Origin of the sequence: Pseudomonas sp. PDM10 (genome assembly GCF_014852295.1) — a bacterium.
GTDB lineage: Bacteria > Pseudomonadota > Gammaproteobacteria > Pseudomonadales > Pseudomonadaceae > Aquipseudomonas.
Map to the genome: position 1 here is coordinate 105,850 of NZ_JACVBJ010000010.1, position 17,783 is coordinate 123,632.

The following is a 17,783-nucleotide window of genomic DNA, read 5'->3' on the forward strand; positions in this document are numbered from 1 at the left end:
ACTGTCCTTACAATCCCCCCATCGCTCGCCAGTTTCAGGCGAGTGTTCCTCATCAGGAGACTCCGATGTCCGTTGAGCACGCTGCGGTACAACGCGCCGATTTCGACCAGGTAATGGTTCCCAACTACGCGCCTGCCGCTTTCATCCCTGTGCGTGGCGCCGGTTCCCACGTCTGGGACCAGTCAGGCCGCGAGCTGATCGACTTCGCCGGCGGGATTGCCGTTAACGTATTGGGCCATGCGCACCCGGCGCTGGTCGGTGCCTTGACCGAGCAGGCGAACAAGCTGTGGCACGTGTCCAACGTGTTCACCAATGAGCCGGCCTTGCGCCTGGCCCATAAGCTGATCAACGCCACGTTTGCCGAGCGCGCGTTTTTCTGCAACTCCGGCGCCGAAGCCAACGAGGCCGCCTTCAAGCTGGCCCGTCGCGTCGGTTTCGATCGTTTCGGCAGCGAGAAGTACGAAATCATCGCCGCGCTCAACAGCTTCCACGGTCGTACCCTGTTCACCGTGAACGTCGGTGGTCAGTCGAAGTATTCCGATGGCTTCGGTCCGAAAATCACCGGTATCACCCACGTGCCGTACAACGATCTGGCCGCGCTGAAAGCGGCTATTTCCGACAAGACGTGCGCTGTGGTTCTGGAACCAATCCAGGGCGAGAGCGGCGTCATTCCGGCCGAACTCAAGTACCTGCAAGGTGCCCGTGATCTGTGCGACGCGCACCAAGCTCTGCTGGTGTTCGATGAAGTGCAGACCGGTATGGGCCGCACGGGCAAGCTGTTCGCCTACCAGCAATACGGCGTGATTCCGGACATCCTGACCACCGCCAAGAGCCTGGGCGGCGGTTTCCCGATCGCCGCAATGCTGACCACTGAAGACCTGGCCAAACATCTGGTCGTCGGCACCCACGGCACCACCTACGGCGGCAACCCGCTGGCGTGCGCTGTCGCGGAAGCCGTGATCGACGTGGTTAACACCCCAGAAGTGCTGGCCGGCGTCAACGCCAAGCACGACAAGTTCAAGGCCCGCCTTGAACAGATCGGCGAGAAGTACGGCCTGTTCACCCAGGTCCGGGGTATGGGCCTGTTGATCGGTTGCGTGCTGAACGACGCCTGGAAAGGCAAGGCCAAGGACATCTTCAACGCCGCTGAAAAAGAAGGCCTGATGATTCTGCAAGCCGGCCCGGACGTGGTTCGTTTCGCGCCAAGCCTGGTGGTTGAAGACGCTGATATCGATGAGGGTCTGGACCGTTTCGAGCGCGCTGCGGCGAAACTGACGCAAGCCTGATAGACCCTTCGACGCCTGACATTTTCAGGCGTCGAACCAAATTTTTGTACCGGGCTGGATCAAAAGTGTGGGAGCTAGCCTGCTAGCGATGAGGGCCTGATAGCCAACATCATTGTTGCCTGACAGGACGATATCGCTAGCAGGCTAGCTCCCACAGTTGACTCTGAGTTGTTTCAGGGATTGCCCGGTTTTTTCTTCTGTAAATTCTGAGATTAAGGAGTGACACCATGCTGGTGATGCGCCCCGCGCAAATGGCTGATCTGGGCGAGGTACAGCGTCTGGCTGCGGACAGCCCGATTGGTGTCACTTCCTTGCCGGATGACGTTGAACGCCTGAGCGACAAGATCGCGGCAAGCGAAGCCTCGTTCGCCGCCGAAGTCAGCTTCAACGGTGAAGAGAGCTATTTCTTCGTCCTCGAAGACACCGCCACCGGCAAACTGGTGGGCTGCTCGGCGATCGTTGCGTCGGCCGGTTATTCCGAGCCGTTCTACAGCTTCCGTAATGAAACCTTTGTGCACGCCTCCCGCGAGCTGAAGATTCATAACAAGATCCACGTGCTCTCCCAGTGCCACGACCTGACCGGCAACAGTTTGCTGACCAGTTTCTACGTGCTGCCGGAACTGGTCGGTTCGGCCTGGTCGGAACTCAACTCTCGGGGGCGCTTGCTGTTCGTCGCCAGCCATCCTGAGCGCTTCGCCGATTCCGTGGTGACCGAGATCGTCGGTTATAGCGATGAAAATGGCGATTCGCCGTTCTGGGATGCCATCGGTCGCAACTTCTTCGACCTCAACTACGCCGAAGCAGAGCGTCTGTGCGGTCTGAAGAGCCGGACGTTCCTGGCCGAGTTGATGCCGCATTATCCGATCTATGTGCCGCTGCTGCCGGACTCCGCTCAAGAGGCGATGGGCCAGGTGCACCCTCGGGCGCAGATCACCTTCGACATCCTGATGCGCGAAGGCTTCGAGACCGATCACTACATCGACATTTTCGACGGCGGGCCGACCCTGCACGCCCGTGTCTCGGGGATCCGTTCGATCGCCCAGAGCCGGGTCGTCCCGGTGAAAATCGGCGAGCCGGTCAAAGGCGTCGGTCGTCAGTACCTGGTGGCTAACGCCCAGTTGCAGGATTACCGCGCCGTTTTGCTTGAGCTCGATTACGCGCCGGGCAAACCCGTGACCCTGGATCTTGAAGCGGCCGAAGCCTTGGGCGTCGGTGAAGGTGCCAGCGTGCGCCTGGTGGCGGTTTAACGCCTGCTGCTATGCCTATAAAGAGTGAATGCTTAGTAAAGCAGCGAGTTTCACGGGTGGCGCAAGCGGCCCGTTTGAGGAGATAGCATGATCGTTCGTCCCGTACGCAGCAGCGATTTACCCGCTCTGATCGACCTGGCCCGCAGTACCGGCACCGGCCTGACCACCTTGCCGGCCAATGAAGAGCGTCTGGCCCATCGGGTCGGCTGGGCCGAGAAGACCTTCCGCGGCGAAGCCGGGCGGGGCGATGCAGACTACCTGTTCGTGCTCGAAGATGATGACGGCCGCGTGGTGGGAATTTCCGCCATCGCTGGCGCCGTCGGTCTGCGTGAGCCTTGGTACAACTTTCGGGTTGGCCTGACGGTCAGTGCTTCGCAAGAGTTGAACATCTACCGCGAAATCCCGACGCTGTTCCTGGCCAACGACCTGACCGGTAACTCCGAGCTGTGCTCGCTGTTCCTGCACGCCGACTACCGCACCGGCCTCAACGGCCGCATGCTGGCCAAGGCGCGGATGCTGTTCATCGCCGAGTTCCCGCAGCTGTTCGGCAACAAGATCATCGCCGAGATGCGCGGCATGTCCGACGAAGCAGGGCGTTCGCCGTTCTGGGAAAGCCTGGGTCGTCACTTCTTCAAGATGGAATTCAGCCAGGCTGACTACCTGACTGGCGTGGGTAACAAGGCGTTCATCGCCGAACTGATGCCGAAATTCCCGCTGTACACCTGCTTCCTGTCGGAAGATGCGCGCAACGTGATCGGCCAGGTTCATCCGGACACCGAGCCGGCGTTGGCCATGCTCAAAAGCGAAGGCTTCAGCTATCAGGGCTACGTCGACATCTTCGACGCCGGTCCTGCGGTGGAGTGCGAAACCGGCAAGATCCGCGCAGTACGCGACAGCCAGGCGCTGGTGCTGGCCATCGGCACGCCGGGTGACGACGCCACACCGTTCCTGATTCATAACCGCAAACGCGAAGACTGCCGGATCACTGCTGCTCCTGCACGTCTCGCCGCCGGTACGCTGGTGGTCGATCCCCTGACCGCCAAACGTCTTCAACTCAACGCCGGCGATCAAGTGCGCGCCGTTCCGTTGTCCGCTGCCAGGGAGTCGAAATAATGAATTCGCTATACATCGCAGGTGAATGGCTGGCCGGCCAGGGTGAAGCTTTTCAATCGCTGAACCCGGTGACCCAACAAGTGCTGTGGGCCGGCGAAGGCGCTACCGCTGCTCAGGTTGAATCGGCCGTGCAAGCCGCGCGCCAGGCATTCCCGAGCTGGGCCCGACGGACCCTGGAAGAGCGCATCTCCGTGCTGGAGGCCTTTGCCGCCGCGCTGAAGAATAATGCTGACGAACTGGCTCGCACCATCGGTGAGGAAACCGGCAAGCCTTTGTGGGAAGCGGTGACCGAAGTCACCAGCATGGTCAACAAGATTGCGATCTCGGTGCAGAGCTACCGCGAACGTACCGGCGAGAAGAGCGGCCCGCTGGGCGACGCCACCGCCGTGTTGCGCCACAAGCCACACGGTGTGGTCGCGGTGTTCGGGCCTTACAACTTCCCGGGTCACCTGCCGAACGGTCACATCGTTCCGGCGCTGCTGGCCGGTAACAGTGTGCTGTTCAAACCCAGCGAGCTGACGCCGAAAGTCGCCGAACTGACGGTCAAGTGCTGGATCGAAGCCGGTCTGCCGGCAGGCGTGTTGAACCTGCTGCAAGGCGCTCGCGAAACCGGTATCGCCCTGGCGGCGAACCCGGGCATCGATGGCTTGTTCTTCACCGGCTCCAGCCGCACTGGCAATCACCTGCATCAACAATTTGCCGGCCGTCCGGACAAGATCCTCGCGCTGGAAATGGGCGGAAACAACCCGCTGGTCGTTGATCAGGTTGCAGACCTCGATGCGGCTGTTTACACCATCATTCAGTCGGCGTTCATTTCCGCCGGTCAGCGTTGCACCTGCGCCCGCCGCTTGCTGGTGCCGCAGGGCGCCTGGGGCGACACGCTGCTGGCGCGTCTGGTGGCGGTCAGCCGTACGATTGAAGTCGGCGCGTTTGATCAGCAACCGGCACCGTTCATGGGCTCGGTGATTTCCCTCGGCGCCGCGAAAGCACTGATGGATGCCCAGGAACATCTGCTGGGAAATGGCGCAGTCGCGCTGCTGGAAATGACTCAGCCACAAGCTCAAGCTGCCTTGCTGACCCCTGGCATTCTGGACGTAACGGCAGTGGCTGATCGCCCTGACGAAGAGCTGTTCGGCCCGCTGCTGCAAGTGATCCGCTACGCTGATTTTGAAGCGGCGATCGCTGAAGCCAACGACACCGACTATGGCCTGGCGGCCGGTCTGCTGTCGGATTCCGAAGCACGTTATCAGCAGTTCTGGCTGGAAAGCCGTGCGGGCATCGTCAACTGGAACAAACAGCTGACCGGTGCTGCGAGCAGCGCGCCATTCGGCGGTGTCGGCGCCTCGGGCAACCACCGCGCCAGCGCCTACTACGCAGCAGATTACTGCGCGTACCCGGTTGCTTCGCTGGAAACGCCGAGTCTGGTGATGCCTGCGACCCTAACGCCCGGCGTGAAAATGACGTGATGCCCATCGCCAGCAGGCTGGCTCCCACAGTGATTGGGTCGCACACAAAATGTGTGAACACCCACCGAACCTGTGGGAGCCAGCCTGCTGGCGATGGCCGCGCCGCGGTCTTACTGAATAGTTACTGAAGCCATAACAACAGATTCTCGTGGAGCCTCGCTGATGAAATCCTATGAAGTCAATTTTGACGGTCTAGTGGGGCCGACCCATAACTACGGCGGTTTGTCCTACGGCAACGTCGCGTCCCAGAGCAACAGCCAGCAGTCTTCGAACCCGAAGGAAGCCGCGCTGCAAGGCCTGGCGAAAATGAAATCGCTGATGGAAATGGGCTTTCAACAGGGCGTGCTGGCACCACAGGAACGCCCGGACGTGGCAGCCCTGCGTCGTTTGGGTTTCAGCGGCACCGACGCTCAGGTGATCGAGCAGGCGGCTAAAGATGCGATGCCGTTGCTGGTCGCCAGTTGCTCGGCGTCGAGCATGTGGGTGGCCAACGCTGCCACTGTCAGCCCGAGTGCCGACACTGCGGATGGCCGTGTGCATTTCACCGCGGCCAACCTGAACTGCAAATATCACCGCAGCATCGAACACCCGACCACCAGTCGTGTGCTGGGGGCGATGTTCGCTGACCAGAAACACTTCGCTCACCACGCTGCATTGCCGGCCGTGGCGCAGTTCGGGGACGAAGGCGCAGCCAACCACACCCGTTTCTGCCGTGAATATGGCGAAGCAGGCGTCGAGTTCTTCGTGTTCGGTCGCAGCGCGTTCGACACCCGTTACCCGGCACCGCAAAAATACCCGGCTCGCCAGACCCTCGAAGCCTCCCAGGCAGTTGCCCGCCTGCACGGCTTGAGCGATGACGGCGTGGTCTACGCCCAGCAGAACCCTTCGGTGATCGATCAGGGCGTGTTCCACAACGATGTGATCGCGGTGGGTAACGGCGAAGTGTTGTTCTATCACGAGGACGCGTTCCTCGACACCGAGCAGATGCTGGCCGAATTGCAGAGCAAACTCGCCAAAGTCGGTGGGAAATTTCAGTCGATCTGCGTACCGCGTTCTGCGGTCACCGTGGAAGACGCCGTTCGGTCCTACCTGTTCAATAGCCAACTGCTGTCGCGTCCTGACGGCTCGATGCTATTGATCGTGCCGGAAGAATGCCGTGGCAACGAGCGTGTCTGGCAGTACCTGCAAGGTTTGACCAGCTCCGGCGGCCTGATCCGCGAAGTGAAAGTGTTCGATTTGAAGCAAAGCATGCAGAACGGCGGCGGCCCGGCTTGCCTGCGACTGCGCGTCGCGCTCAACGAAACCGAACTGGCGGCCGTCAACCCAGGGGTTATCATGACGGCACCGTTGTACGGCACCCTGACCGAATGGGTCGACAAGCACTACCGCGACCGCATGACCGAAAACGATCTTGCGGACCCGCAATTGCTGCTTGAGTGCCGGACGGCACTGGATGAACTGACGCAAATCCTTAAACTGGGCGCGGTTTATCCATTCCAGATCAATTGAACGTCGAGAGCGTAAAAAACATGAGCGATACCCTGCAGCTGATCCTTGAAGACACCGACGGCACGCAACTGGAAACTTCCTGCACCCGCGTCGCGGTCATGTGGCAAGGCAAAGAGCTGTGGATTCAGCATGACGGCCGCGGCCAATTGCTGATCGGCGTGGACGTCGAAGAAGGTGACGCTGAATACGCAAACCTGCTGCTGCGCCCATTGGCGACTAATCTGGTAAGTCTGCAACTGGAAATGGAACCGGCTGAAGTCGGTGACGAAGACCACGTGCACGGCCCGGATTGCCAGCACGACCACTAAGGAAACCGCTCTATGCTCGCCCTCGGCAAATTGCTTGAACTGACCCTCGCCGGCCGCGAACCGGCGGAGAAGACTCAACTGACTGTCGAAGGCGTGCGCATGCGCTGGTTGAGCGAAGGTGCGCTGGAAGTCCGGCCACCTGAAGCTCGCGACAATGGCCTGGACCTGCTGCTATCGGCCGGCATCCATGGCAATGAAACAGCGCCGATCGAGTTGCTCGATCGCCTGTTGCATGACATCGCCCGCGGCGACTTGAAACCGCGTACACGTATTCTGTTCCTGTTCGGCAACCCGGAAGCGATTCGCAAAGGCGAGCGCTTCATCGAGCAGGACGTCAATCGGCTGTTCAACGGCCGTCACGAACAAAGCAGCGGCTCCGAAGCCCTGCGCGCGTGTGAACTGGAGCGGCTGGCGGCGAGTTTCTTCAGCCTGCCGGATCGCAACCGTCTGCACTATGACCTGCACACCGCGATTCGTGGCTCGAAAATCGAGCAGTTCGCGCTGTATCCCTGGAAGGAAGGCCGACAGCATTCCCGCCTGGAACTGGCGCGTTTGCGTGCTGCCGGCATGGAAGCGGTGCTGCTGCAAAACAAGCCGTCCATCGTTTTCAGCTCCTACACTTACGACAAACTCGGTGCCGAGTCTTTTACCCTTGAACTGGGCAAGGCGCGGCCATTCGGCCAGAACGATGGGGTCAACGTCGATCTGCTGGAAACTCGCCTCAAACAGATTATCGAAGGCAGCGAGCCAGCCCAGACCGAAGAAGCGCTGGACGGTTTGCAGCTGTTTAGCGTGGCGCGAGAAATCATCAAGCACAGCGATAGCTTCCGCTTGAACCTGCCAGCGGACATCGAGAACTTTTCGGAGTTGGAAGTGGGTTACCTGCTGGCCGAAGACATCGCCCAGACCCGGTGGATCATTGAGGAGGAGGGTGCCCGGATCATCTTCCCGAACCCCAAGGTCAAGAACGGCCTGCGCGCCGGCATCCTGATTGTGCCGACCACCGACGAAAACCTCGCCTGACCGCGATATCAGGTTCGACATAAAACCCATGTGGGAGCGAGCCTGCTCGCGATAGCGGTGTATCAGTCAACAGGGGCGTTGGCTGACAGTCCGTCATCGCGAGCAGGCTCGCTCCCACAGGTTTTTCGGGTTTACACAGCTACCGCACGTGGCTCGCTACGACGCAGCGCACGCATCTTGTGCAACGTATCCGCGCACGTTTTCGCCGCTTCCTGGCCTTTATGCACAAAGTGCTCGAAGAAGAACTTCTGATGTTCTTCGCCAGCATGGAAGTGGTGCGGGGTCAAAACCACGGAGAACACCGGCACTTCGGTTTCCAGCTGAACTTGCATCAAGCCGCTGATCACCGACTGGGCGACGAATTCGTGGCGATAGATGCCGCCGTCGACTACCAGGCCCGCCGCGACGATGCCGGCATAACGACCGGATTTGGCCAGCAGCTTGGCGTGCAGCGGAATTTCAAAGGCGCCGCCGACTTCGAAGAAATCGATCTCCGATTCCTGATAACCCTGAGCAATCATTTCGGCCACAAAGCCCTTACGGCTCTGATCGACGATTTCTTTGTGCCAGCAGGCCTGGATGAACGCAACGCGCTCGCCCTGATGGTTTTTGCTTTTGCTATCGATTGCGGTGGGTTGCATGTTCTGACTCCTGTTTATGTAAAAAACAGGGCATATGAATCGAATGGGATTTAATGGCACGCAGGCACAAATGCCTGCGGACGGCGCTTTGGTATAGAGCCTAGGCGGCGCCAATCCCGTTCTCTCTTCATCCGGACTATGACCGTCGGCCCCGGGATCACACCGGGTCTGCTGACCTTGCCGCCATCACAGCCATTGCCGTGTCTGTCGCCAAGCGCTCGCGGGCTATGCGCATTGCGCGCAATTACCGCCGGTGGGGAGTTGCACCCCGCCCTGAGAACGTTTTGCCGCCAGATTGTTTGGCGGCGAAGCGTTTTTAACACATATTTCTCACCTGTGCATTGCTGCTATCTGATGATTGCTATCGACTTTTTCGTCGGTTCGAGAAGCCTTTTCGCACCCAAGGGTTGATTATTCGTCGGCATGACCGCAGTAATTCCTACTTGAAAGGGATTTTCCCCTGCTTACCGAGGCCAGATTCATGAGCGTTATCGATCTTCGCAGCGACACCGTCACCCAACCGACCGCAGGGATGCTCGACGCGATGGCCAGCGCGGCCACCGGTGACGACGTTTACGGCGAAGATCCGACGGTCAATCGACTGGAAACCGAGCTTGCGAATCAGTTGGGTTTTGCTGCGGCGCTGTTTGTCCCGACGGGCACCATGAGCAATCTGCTGGGCTTGATGGCCCACTGCGAACGCGGTGACGAGTACATCGTCGGCCAGCAGGCTCACACCTATAAGTACGAAGGTGGCGGTGCGGCCGTGCTCGGTTCGATTCAGCCGCAGCCACTGGAAGTGCAGGCCGACGGATCGCTGGACCTGGCCCACGTGGCGGCCGCGATCAAACCGGACGACTTCCACTTCGCCCGGACTCGCTTGCTGGCGCTGGAAAACACCATGCAGGGCAAGGTTTTGCCACTGGAGTATCTGGCGCGGGCTCGTAGCTTTACTCGCGAACATGGGTTGCAACTGCACCTGGACGGCGCGCGGCTGTACAACGCGGCGGTCAAATTGGGTGTCGATGCCCGGGAAATCACGCAGTATTTCGATTCGGTCTCGGTCTGCCTGTCCAAAGGCCTGGGCGCGCCGATCGGTTCGGTGCTGTGCGGCTCGGTCGAATTGATCGCCAAGGCGCGACGCCTGCGCAAGATGGTCGGCGGTGGCATGCGCCAGGCCGGGATTCTGGCGGCAGCAGGTTTGTACGCGCTGGATAACCATGTTCAGCGTCTGGCTGATGACCACGCCAACGCGCAGTTGCTGGCCGAAGGCTTGCGAGCGGCGGGTTACGAGGTCGAGCCGGTGCAGACCAACATGGTTTACGTGCAGATGGGCGACAAGGCCGAGGCCATCAAGGCGTTTGCCGCCGAACGCGGGATCAAGCTGAGCGCTGCCGGACGTCTGCGCATGGTCACGCACATGGACGTCAGCCGCGCTCAAATCGAGCAGGTCGTCGCGACATTCGTCGAGTTTTCGCGCAACTGATAGCGTTAGCGGTCCAATTGACCGTTTCTATCGTATAAACACGCTGTACCCCGCGCGCAGGGCCGATATAATGCGGCCCTTTGCCGTCGCTTCGTCTGTTGACGTTTCGCACAGGCCTTTGGCCGCAGCCTCCGTGGAAGAACCTAATGAAAAGCGCAGAAATCCGTGAAGCCTTCCTTCGCTTCTTCGAAGAGCAAGGCCACACCCGTGTAGCCTCCAGCTCTTTGATTCCGGGCAACGACCCAACCCTGCTGTTCACTAACGCGGGGATGAACCAGTTCAAGGACTGTTTCCTGGGCCAGGAAAAGCGCGCGTACACCCGCGCGGTCAGCAGCCAGAAATGCGTGCGCGCCGGCGGCAAGCACAACGACCTGGAAAACGTCGGTTATACCGCCCGTCACCACACATTCTTCGAAATGCTGGGTAACTTCAGCTTCGGCGATTACTTCAAGCGCGATGCGATCACCTACGCCTGGAACTTCCTGACGTCCGACCAGTGGCTGAACCTGCCGAAAGAAAAGCTCTGGGTCACCGTCTACGCCAGCGATGACGAGGCCTACGACATCTGGACCAAGGAAATCGGGGTTCCGGCCGAGCGCATGGTTCGTATCGGCGACAACAAAGGCGCGCCGTACGCGTCCGACAACTTCTGGACCATGGGCGATACCGGCCCGTGCGGTCCTTGCACCGAGATTTTCTACGATCACGGCGCTGACATCTGGGGTGGCCCACCGGGCTCGCCGGAAGAAGATGGCGACCGTTACATTGAAATCTGGAACAACGTGTTCATGCAGTTCAACCGCACCGCCGATGGCGTGTTGCACCCGTTGCCAGCGCCGTCGGTCGATACCGGTATGGGCCTGGAGCGGATCAGTGCCGTGCTGCAGCACGTTCACTCGAACTATGAAATCGACCTGTTCCAGAGCCTGCTGAGCGCATCGGCCAAGGCCATCGGTTGCACCAACGACAATCAGGCGTCCCTGAAAGTCGTCGCCGACCACATTCGCTCGTGCGGTTTCCTGATTGCCGACGGCGTGCTGCCGTCCAACGAAGGCCGCGGCTACGTGCTGCGCCGGATCATTCGTCGCGCCTGCCGTCACGGCAACAAGCTGGGCGCCAAGGGCAGCTTCTTCTACCAGATCGTTGCGGCCCTGGTCGCCGAGATGGGCGAAGCCTTCCCAGAGCTGAAATCCCAGCAAGCGCACATCGAGCGCGTACTGAAGGCTGAAGAAGAGCAGTTCGCCAAGACCCTGGAGCAGGGCCTGAAAATCCTCGAGCAGGATCTGGCCGATCTCAAAGGTGACGTGGTGCCGGGCGACGTAGTGTTCAAACTCTACGACACCTACGGTTTCCCGATGGACCTGACCGGCGACATCGCTCGCGAACGCAGCCTGACCATCGACGAAGAAGGCTTCGAGCGCGAAATGGAAGCCCAGCGCGTCCGTGCCCGTTCCGCCAGCTCCTTCGGCATGGACTACAACAGCCTGGTCAAGGTTGATGTGGCCACCGAATTCACCGGCTATGAAGCGACTAAAGGTTCGGCGAAAGTCGTTGGCCTCTATAAAGAGGGCCAGTCGGTTGACGTACTCAGTGAAGGCGAAGAGGGTGTGGTCGTACTGAACCAGACGCCGTTCTACGCTGAATCCGGCGGTCAGATTGGTGACTGCGGTTACCTTCAGGTCGGCAACGCGCGCTTTGACGTGCGCGACACCACCAAAACCGGTGGCGCCTTCTTGCATCACGGCGTACTGGCCTCGGGCAGCCTGACCATCGGCGCACCGGTAGAAACTCATGTTGATGCCGAAGTACGTCACGCGACTTCGCTGAACCACTCGGCGACTCACTTGTTGCACGCCGCATTGCGTCAGGTGCTGGGCGACCACGTTCAGCAAAAAGGCTCGTTGGTCGACAGTCAGCGCCTGCGCTTTGACTTCAGCCACTTCGAAGCCATCAAGCCTGAGCAGTTGAAGGCGCTGGAAGACATCGTCAACGCCGAGATTCGCAAGAACTCCGAAGTTGAAACCGAAGAAACCGATATCGAAACCGCCAAGCAGAAGGGCGCCATGGCGCTGTTCGGCGAGAAGTACGGCGACAACGTGCGCGTGCTGAGCATGGGCGGTAGTTTCTCCGTCGAGCTGTGCGGTGGTATTCACGCCAACCGGACTGGCGACATCGGCCTGCTGAAAATTATCAGCGAAGGCGGTGTGGCTTCTGGCGTGCGTCGTATCGAAGCGGTCACTGGCGCCGCGGCGCTGGCATACTTGAACGCTGCTGAAGAACAACTCAAGGAAGCGGCCAACCTGGTCAAGGGTAGCCGCGACAATCTGATCGACAAGTTGTCGGCTGTGCTGGAGCGCAACCGTCTGCTGGAGAAGCAACTCGAGCAGTTGCAGGCCAAGGCTGCCAGTGCGGCGGGCGACGATCTGTCGGCTTCTGCCCTGGATGTCAAAGGCGTGAAAGTGCTGGCCGTGCGTCTGGACGGTCAGGACGGCAAGGCGCTGCTGGCGCTGGTCGATCAACTGAAAAACAAACTCGGCCGCGCAGTGATCCTGCTCGGCAGTGTCCATGAGGAAAAGGTCGTTCTGGTTGCAGGCGTAACCAAAGACCTGACTGGCCAACTCAAAGCCGGTGATTTGATGAAGCAAGCCGCTGCAGCAGTGGGCGGGAAGGGCGGTGGTCGTCCAGACATGGCGCAAGGCGGTGGTACTGACGCTGGCGCACTGGATGCGGCATTGGCCCTGACTGTTCCATTTGTAGAGCAGGGTTTATAAGGCAGTGTGTCCGGCCCGCAGTCTAGTGGCGGGCCAGAACGCTGTTTGAGTGATTATTTGGGCGCCCTTCATGGGCAGAGGCGGCTTTGAAATGGCTTTGATCGTACAGAAATTTGGAGGCACCTCGGTCGGCACTGTCGAGAGAATCGAGCAGGTCGCCGACAAGGTTAAGAAATTCCGCGAAGCCGGCGATGACCTGGTGGTCGTGCTGTCTGCAATGAGCGGCGAAACCAACCGTCTGATCGATCTGGCCAAGAAAATCAGTGGCGACGGCCAACCGGTTCCTCGTGAGCTGGACGTGATCGTCTCCACCGGTGAGCAGGTGACGATTGCACTGTTGGCCATGGCGCTGATCAAGCGCGGCGTGCCAGCGGTGTCCTACACCGGCAACCAGGTGCGGATTCTGACGGACAGTGCGCACAATAAAGCGCGTATCTTGCAGATTGATGACCAGAAGATTCGTGGCGACCTGAAGGCTGGTCGTGTGGTCGTTGTCGCCGGTTTCCAGGGCGTCGACGAGCACGGCAACATCACCACCCTCGGTCGTGGCGGTTCCGACACCACCGGCGTGGCGCTGGCGGCAGCCTTGAAGGCTGATGAATGCCAGATCTACACCGATGTCGACGGCGTCTACACCACCGACCCGCGTGTGGTGTCCGTGGCTCAGCGTCTGGACAAGATTACCTTCGAAGAGATGCTGGAAATGGCCAGCCTCGGTTCCAAGGTGTTGCAGATCCGTGCGGTGGAATTCGCCGGCAAGTACAACGTTCCGCTGCGCGTACTGCACAGCTTCAAAGAGGGTCCGGGCACCCTCATTACTATTGATGAAGAGGAAACCATGGAACAGCCGATCATTTCCGGCATCGCTTTCAACCGCGATGAAGCCAAGCTGACCATCCGTGGCGTGCCAGACACCCCGGGTGTTGCATTCAAGATCCTCGGCCCGATCAGTGCCGCGAACATCGAAGTCGACATGATCGTGCAGAACGTTGCGCACGATAACACCACCGACTTCACCTTCACCGTGCATCGCAATGACTTCCAGGCCGCGCAAACCGTGCTGGAAAACACTGCTCGCGAGATCGGTGCCCGTGAAGTCGTTGGCGACATCAAGATTGCCAAGGTGTCGATCGTCGGTGTCGGCATGCGCTCCCACGCAGGCGTGGCCAGCCGTATGTTCGAATCCCTGGCCAAGGAAAGCATCAACATCCAGATGATCTCGACCTCGGAAATAAAAGTCTCCGTAGTGATCGAAGAGAAGTACCTGGAACTGGCTGTGCGCGCGCTGCACACGGCTTTCGAACTGGACGCACCGGCCCGACAGGGCGAGTGATGCGTTTGCCGAAGGGCGCGGTCTGACCGCGCCCTTTGTTTTTTTGAATGGCGCGACTCGAGGCTGTTCTTTTGCTCGCGCTAGTCAATACTCAGGCATGTAGGGCTGCGATCGTTCAGGTTGTAGGTCGAGTGCCTTTTTTTTGCAGACTGTTGTCCCTGAAATGAAATGCGTGAGGAGAAAGGTATGCTGATTCTGACTCGTCGGTGCGCAGAAAGCCTGATTATTGGTGATGGCGAAATCACCGTGACCGTGCTCGGCGTCAAAGGAAATCAAGTGCGTATCGGTGTCAACGCCCCGAAAGAGGTTGCGGTCCACCGTGAGGAAATTTACCTGCGTATAAAGAAAGAGAAGGACGAAGAACCAAGCCATTAATTTTTATCGTTTTTTATGTTTGCAAACGGGGAAGAAGCTGGTTAATATACGCCCCGTGTTGCGGAGAGCTGGCCGAGTGGCCGAAGGCGCTCCCCTGCTAAGGGAGTACACCTCAAAAGGGTGTCGGGGGTTCGAATCCCCCGTTCTCCGCCATTATTTGCGTAGTACGTTGTAATCTAGCTTCTTCGGTAAGTGTTTGAAATTACTAGAAAAAGTGTTTGACATAGAGATTAGACGGCCTATAATGCGCGGCAACAAATGCACTCGTAGCTCAGCTGGATAGAGTACTCGGCTACGAACCGAGCGGTCACAGGTTCGAATCCTGTCGAGTGCACCATTTAAGAGTCATCTGCAGTAATGTGAATGACTTGGCTTCAACCAGTTGTGATCTGGTATAAAAACACAAATGCACTCGTAGCTCAGCTGGATAGAGTACTCGGCTACGAACCGAGCGGTCACAGGTTCGAATCCTGTCGAGTGCACCAAACACCAAAAAGCCCGCGTTTAACGCGGGCTTTTTGCCGTCTGGGATTTGGATTTTCCTTTGGTGCATCCTCTCTCATCGAACTCAACGTGTGCGCTACGACCTCGCCGGGTGTCGTAACGGTAACTCGTGGCCGAATTGCGAATACTGATCTTGTCTGGCTTGCCAAGGGCGCTCTCGACGTCTTGCTGACTCATGCCGGCAACAACCCGCTGATTGATGATCGCTTCGCGGCGTTCTTTGGCGCTGATGAGGTTTCCACATTTGTCCTCGGTCTTGCCGACGACGGTCGGATCTCTCCTTTTGATTTTCATACCTGATGTTTCGCGATTCTCGGCTTCCGGCATGAGAGCGGTCACGCTGCCCGGGGTGAAGGTGCGGACATCCTGAAGCGAAAGGCTGTCTCCGGCCGTACAGCTCAATGTAGTGAAGGTGATGCGCCCGTTGGCCGCCTCGCAGCGGTGAACGGTCGTGGCAAGCACCCAGGGCGACGGGCAGAGCAGGGTGATCAACAAAAAACAATGTGCATTCGATCGCATCAAACGTCCTCCATGACGGTCCATCTGAAGGGTAGTCGTTACATTTTTCGGCCGTGGTGTGTTTTCTTTTCAGGATGAGTCGTCGCAGTTTCATGGATCAGGGCGGTGATCAGGTTTGTCTTGCAAGCGCTTGTTTCAGCCACGATTTTTTAACGTTTAAAACCGTCGGGCGGTGTATCATTGCGCCCGTCAGCCCCGCCGGGGCTTGTGGAATACCTCCATGGACTTACCCAGTAGTTACTCAGTACCCCGTTTTTCCAATCATGAATTGACTGATTGATCCTTCCGGCGTGCCCCGCTGCTGGGAGTGGAGTTCGCCTATGTCTGAAGTTGAAGTAAAGAAAACGCAGGAAAGCTTGCAGGACCGCCTCGCTCAAGTTGTTGAGCTGCTGCAGCGTCAGCGGGTGGTCGAAGACCTGACTCACCGCCAGGAAGGTCCGCATCACGACCGGGTCGAGAACCTGGTTCACCGGCAAAACCTCGTCGAGTTGCAACGCAAGCTCGATGATCTGCACTCCGCCGACGTCGCCTACATCCTTGAAGCCTTGCCGCTGGACGATCGTCTGACGCTCTGGCAATTGGTCAAGGCCGATCGCGACGGCGACATTCTGCTCGAAGTATCCGATTCGGTTCGTGAAACGCTGATCGCCGACATGGACGATCACGAGCTCCTGGCTGCGGCCAAGGACATGGACGCCGACGAACTTGCTGACCTGGCCTCCGAGCTGCCGCGAGACGTCGTCCACGAGCTGATGGAAACCCTCGATGGTCAGCAGCGTGAGCGCGTCCGCTCTGCGTTGTCCTACGACGAGGAGCAGGTCGGTGCGTTGATGGACTTCGAGATGGTGACGATCCGTGAGGACGTCAGTCTCGAAGTGGTTTTGCGTTACCTGCGGCGCCTCAAGGAGTTGCCAAGCCACACGGACAAACTGTTCGTGGTCGATTACGACGGCGTGCTCAAGGGCGTGCTGCCAATCAAGCGTTTGCTGGTCAACGACCCGGAAAAACAGGTTTCTGAAGTCATGGCCAGCGACCCGGTGAGTTTTCACCCGGACGAAGACGCCTATGACGCTGCTCAGGCGTTCGAACGTTACGACTTGATCTCGGCGCCTGTAGTCGACAAGAACGGCAAGCTGATCGGCCGTCTGACCATCGATGAAATGGTCGACTTGATTCGTGAAGAGAGCGAAAACGAAGTTCTCAACATGGCGGGTCTGCGTGAAGAGGAAGATATTTTTGCGTCAGTCTGGAAATCCCTGCGTAACCGTTGGGCCTGGCTGGCAATTAACCTGATCACCGCATTCATCGCATCCCGGGTGATTGGTCTTTTCGAAGGCTCCATCGAGAAATTGGTGGCGTTGGCGGCACTGATGCCGATCGTGGCGGGTATCGGTGGCAACTCGGGTAACCAGACGATCACCATGATCGTTCGGGCCATGGCGCTGGATCAGGTCAGCACCGGCAACACCTCGCGCCTGATGCGCAAGGAGTTGGCGGTAGGTCTGATCAATGGCCTGGTCTGGGGGGGGGTGATCGGTGTCGTCGCCTATCTGCTGTATGGCAGTTGGTCTCTGGGGGTAGTGATGACTGCTGCCATGACGCTCAACCTGTTGCTGGCGGCATTGGCGGGGGTGTTGATTCCCATGACCCTGGCGCGGCTTGGGCGTGATCCTGCGATGGGCGCCAGTGTGATGATCACCGCTATGACGGACAGTGGCGGGTTCTTCATCTTTCTCGGGTTGGCGACGATCTTCCTGCTCTGACTTATCGACATTAAAAACCCGCCAATCAATCGGCGGGTTTTTTTATGTCCGAATTTCAGGCAAAAAAAAGCCAGCGATTAAGCTGGCTTGAACTTTCGGATGAAATCAGGAAGCGTCTGTGGCCATTTCGGCATCATGCGCAATCAGCGAAACAAGAGCATTCTGCTGACGGTGGGAGAGTTGGCGGAAGCGTTGCAGCAGTTCACGTTCGTGCAATGACAGCTCCGGGCTGTCCAGGCGCATGCTCAATTCTTCGCCCAGCGCGCCTTCCTGAATAAGGCTCTGCTCAAGGCGCGCGATGATTTCGGAGTTCATGCTGCGATGATGATTGCGAGCCACCTCGGCAATGCGTTCACGCATTCCGTCTGGCAGACGTACGACGAACTTGTCAGCCGTACGGCTGGAATAAATTGCCTGTTTCAATGGGCGCATATATTTA

15 protein-coding genes, 3 tRNA genes and 1 riboswitch are annotated in these 17,783 nt (G+C 58.8%); of the genes, 15 read left to right on the plus strand and 3 right to left on the minus strand.

What is annotated here, in order from left to right; translation table 11 throughout:
- The first annotated feature begins 65 nt into the window (after positions 1-65).
- The 7 genes from IB252_RS29630 to astE all read left to right on the plus strand — a co-directional run bounded on the left by IB252_RS29630 (position 66) and on the right by astE (position 7,952).
- Complete coding sequence (locus IB252_RS29630) at positions 66-1,286, plus strand: aspartate aminotransferase family protein (RefSeq protein ID WP_111451534.1); 1,221 nt, start codon at positions 66-68, stop codon at positions 1,284-1,286.
- A gap of 227 nt (positions 1,287-1,513) precedes the next feature.
- On the plus strand, positions 1,514-2,533 hold the full coding sequence (gene aruF, locus IB252_RS29635) for an arginine/ornithine succinyltransferase subunit alpha (RefSeq protein ID WP_074879219.1): 1,020 nt from the start codon (positions 1,514-1,516) through the stop codon (positions 2,531-2,533).
- An 87-nt stretch (positions 2,534-2,620) separates the two neighbouring features.
- Positions 2,621-3,646, plus strand: coding sequence for an arginine N-succinyltransferase (gene astA, locus IB252_RS29640; RefSeq protein ID WP_111451535.1), 1,026 nt, complete (start codon positions 2,621-2,623; stop codon positions 3,644-3,646).
- Complete coding sequence (astD, locus tag IB252_RS29645) at positions 3,643-5,112, plus strand: succinylglutamate-semialdehyde dehydrogenase (RefSeq protein WP_192411145.1); 1,470 nt, start codon at positions 3,643-3,645, stop codon at positions 5,110-5,112. Before astA ends, astD begins: the two co-directional genes overlap by 4 nt.
- Positions 5,113-5,274: 162 nt before the next feature.
- On the plus strand, positions 5,275-6,621 hold the full coding sequence (astB, locus tag IB252_RS29650) for an N-succinylarginine dihydrolase (protein WP_033056736.1): 1,347 nt from the start codon (positions 5,275-5,277) through the stop codon (positions 6,619-6,621).
- Positions 6,622-6,641: 20 nt separating this feature from the next.
- Positions 6,642-6,929 (plus strand): topoisomerase II, encoded by a 288-nt coding sequence (locus IB252_RS29655; RefSeq protein ID WP_192411127.1) that lies wholly within the window; start codon positions 6,642-6,644, stop codon positions 6,927-6,929.
- Positions 6,930-6,941: 12 nt separating this feature from the next.
- Positions 6,942-7,952, plus strand: a complete 1,011-nt coding sequence (gene astE / locus IB252_RS29660; RefSeq protein WP_046045447.1) for a succinylglutamate desuccinylase — start codon at positions 6,942-6,944, stop codon at positions 7,950-7,952.
- A 131-nt stretch (positions 7,953-8,083) separates the two neighbouring features.
- On the opposite strand, the gene IB252_RS29665 is transcribed toward astE, so the two are convergent.
- Positions 8,084-8,593, minus strand: coding sequence for a 6,7-dimethyl-8-ribityllumazine synthase (locus IB252_RS29665; protein WP_007943897.1), 510 nt, complete (start codon positions 8,591-8,593; stop codon positions 8,084-8,086).
- A gap of 114 nt (positions 8,594-8,707) precedes the next feature.
- A riboswitch (FMN riboswitch) is annotated at positions 8,708-8,878 on the minus strand.
- Positions 8,879-9,074: 196 nt separating this feature from the next.
- On the opposite strand from IB252_RS29665, the gene ltaE reads away from it, so the two are divergent.
- The 7 genes from ltaE to IB252_RS29700 all read left to right on the plus strand — a co-directional run bounded on the left by ltaE (position 9,075) and on the right by IB252_RS29700 (position 15,043).
- Positions 9,075-10,079: a low-specificity L-threonine aldolase gene (gene ltaE / locus IB252_RS29670; protein ID WP_192411128.1), complete on the plus strand. Its 1,005-nt coding sequence runs from the start codon at positions 9,075-9,077 to the stop codon at positions 10,077-10,079.
- Between the two features lie 146 nt (positions 10,080-10,225).
- Positions 10,226-12,850 (plus strand): alanine--tRNA ligase, encoded by a 2,625-nt coding sequence (alaS, locus tag IB252_RS29675; RefSeq protein WP_192411129.1) that lies wholly within the window; start codon positions 10,226-10,228, stop codon positions 12,848-12,850.
- 91 nt (positions 12,851-12,941) lie between these two features.
- Positions 12,942-14,183 (plus strand): aspartate kinase, encoded by a 1,242-nt coding sequence (locus IB252_RS29680; RefSeq protein ID WP_008154299.1) that lies wholly within the window; start codon positions 12,942-12,944, stop codon positions 14,181-14,183.
- A gap of 186 nt (positions 14,184-14,369) precedes the next feature.
- Positions 14,370-14,558 carry a carbon storage regulator CsrA gene (csrA, locus tag IB252_RS29685; RefSeq protein ID WP_002554426.1) on the plus strand — a complete coding sequence of 63 codons (189 nt, stop codon included), beginning with the start codon at positions 14,370-14,372 and terminating at the stop codon, positions 14,556-14,558.
- Positions 14,559-14,620: 62 nt separating this feature from the next.
- Positions 14,621-14,711, plus strand: a tRNA-Ser gene (locus IB252_RS29690).
- 107 nt (positions 14,712-14,818) lie between these two features.
- Positions 14,819-14,895: transfer RNA gene (locus tag IB252_RS29695), tRNA-Arg, on the plus strand.
- A 71-nt stretch (positions 14,896-14,966) separates the two neighbouring features.
- A tRNA-Arg gene (locus tag IB252_RS29700) sits at positions 14,967-15,043 on the plus strand.
- A 19-nt stretch (positions 15,044-15,062) separates the two neighbouring features.
- On the opposite strand, the gene IB252_RS29705 is transcribed toward IB252_RS29700, so the two are convergent.
- Complete coding sequence (locus IB252_RS29705; protein ID WP_192411130.1) at positions 15,063-15,581, minus strand: cell envelope protein SmpA; 519 nt, start codon at positions 15,579-15,581, stop codon at positions 15,063-15,065.
- 320 nt (positions 15,582-15,901) lie between these two features.
- On the opposite strand from IB252_RS29705, the gene mgtE reads away from it, so the two are divergent.
- On the plus strand, positions 15,902-17,344 hold the full coding sequence (mgtE, locus tag IB252_RS29710; RefSeq protein WP_008154295.1) for a magnesium transporter: 1,443 nt from the start codon (positions 15,902-15,904) through the stop codon (positions 17,342-17,344).
- A gap of 105 nt (positions 17,345-17,449) precedes the next feature.
- Here the strand turns inward: mgtE and IB252_RS29715 are convergent, their stop codons facing one another.
- Positions 17,450-17,776, minus strand: coding sequence for an Arc family DNA-binding protein (locus tag IB252_RS29715; protein ID WP_008154293.1), 327 nt, complete (start codon positions 17,774-17,776; stop codon positions 17,450-17,452).
- Positions 17,777-17,783: the final 7 nt, after the last annotated feature.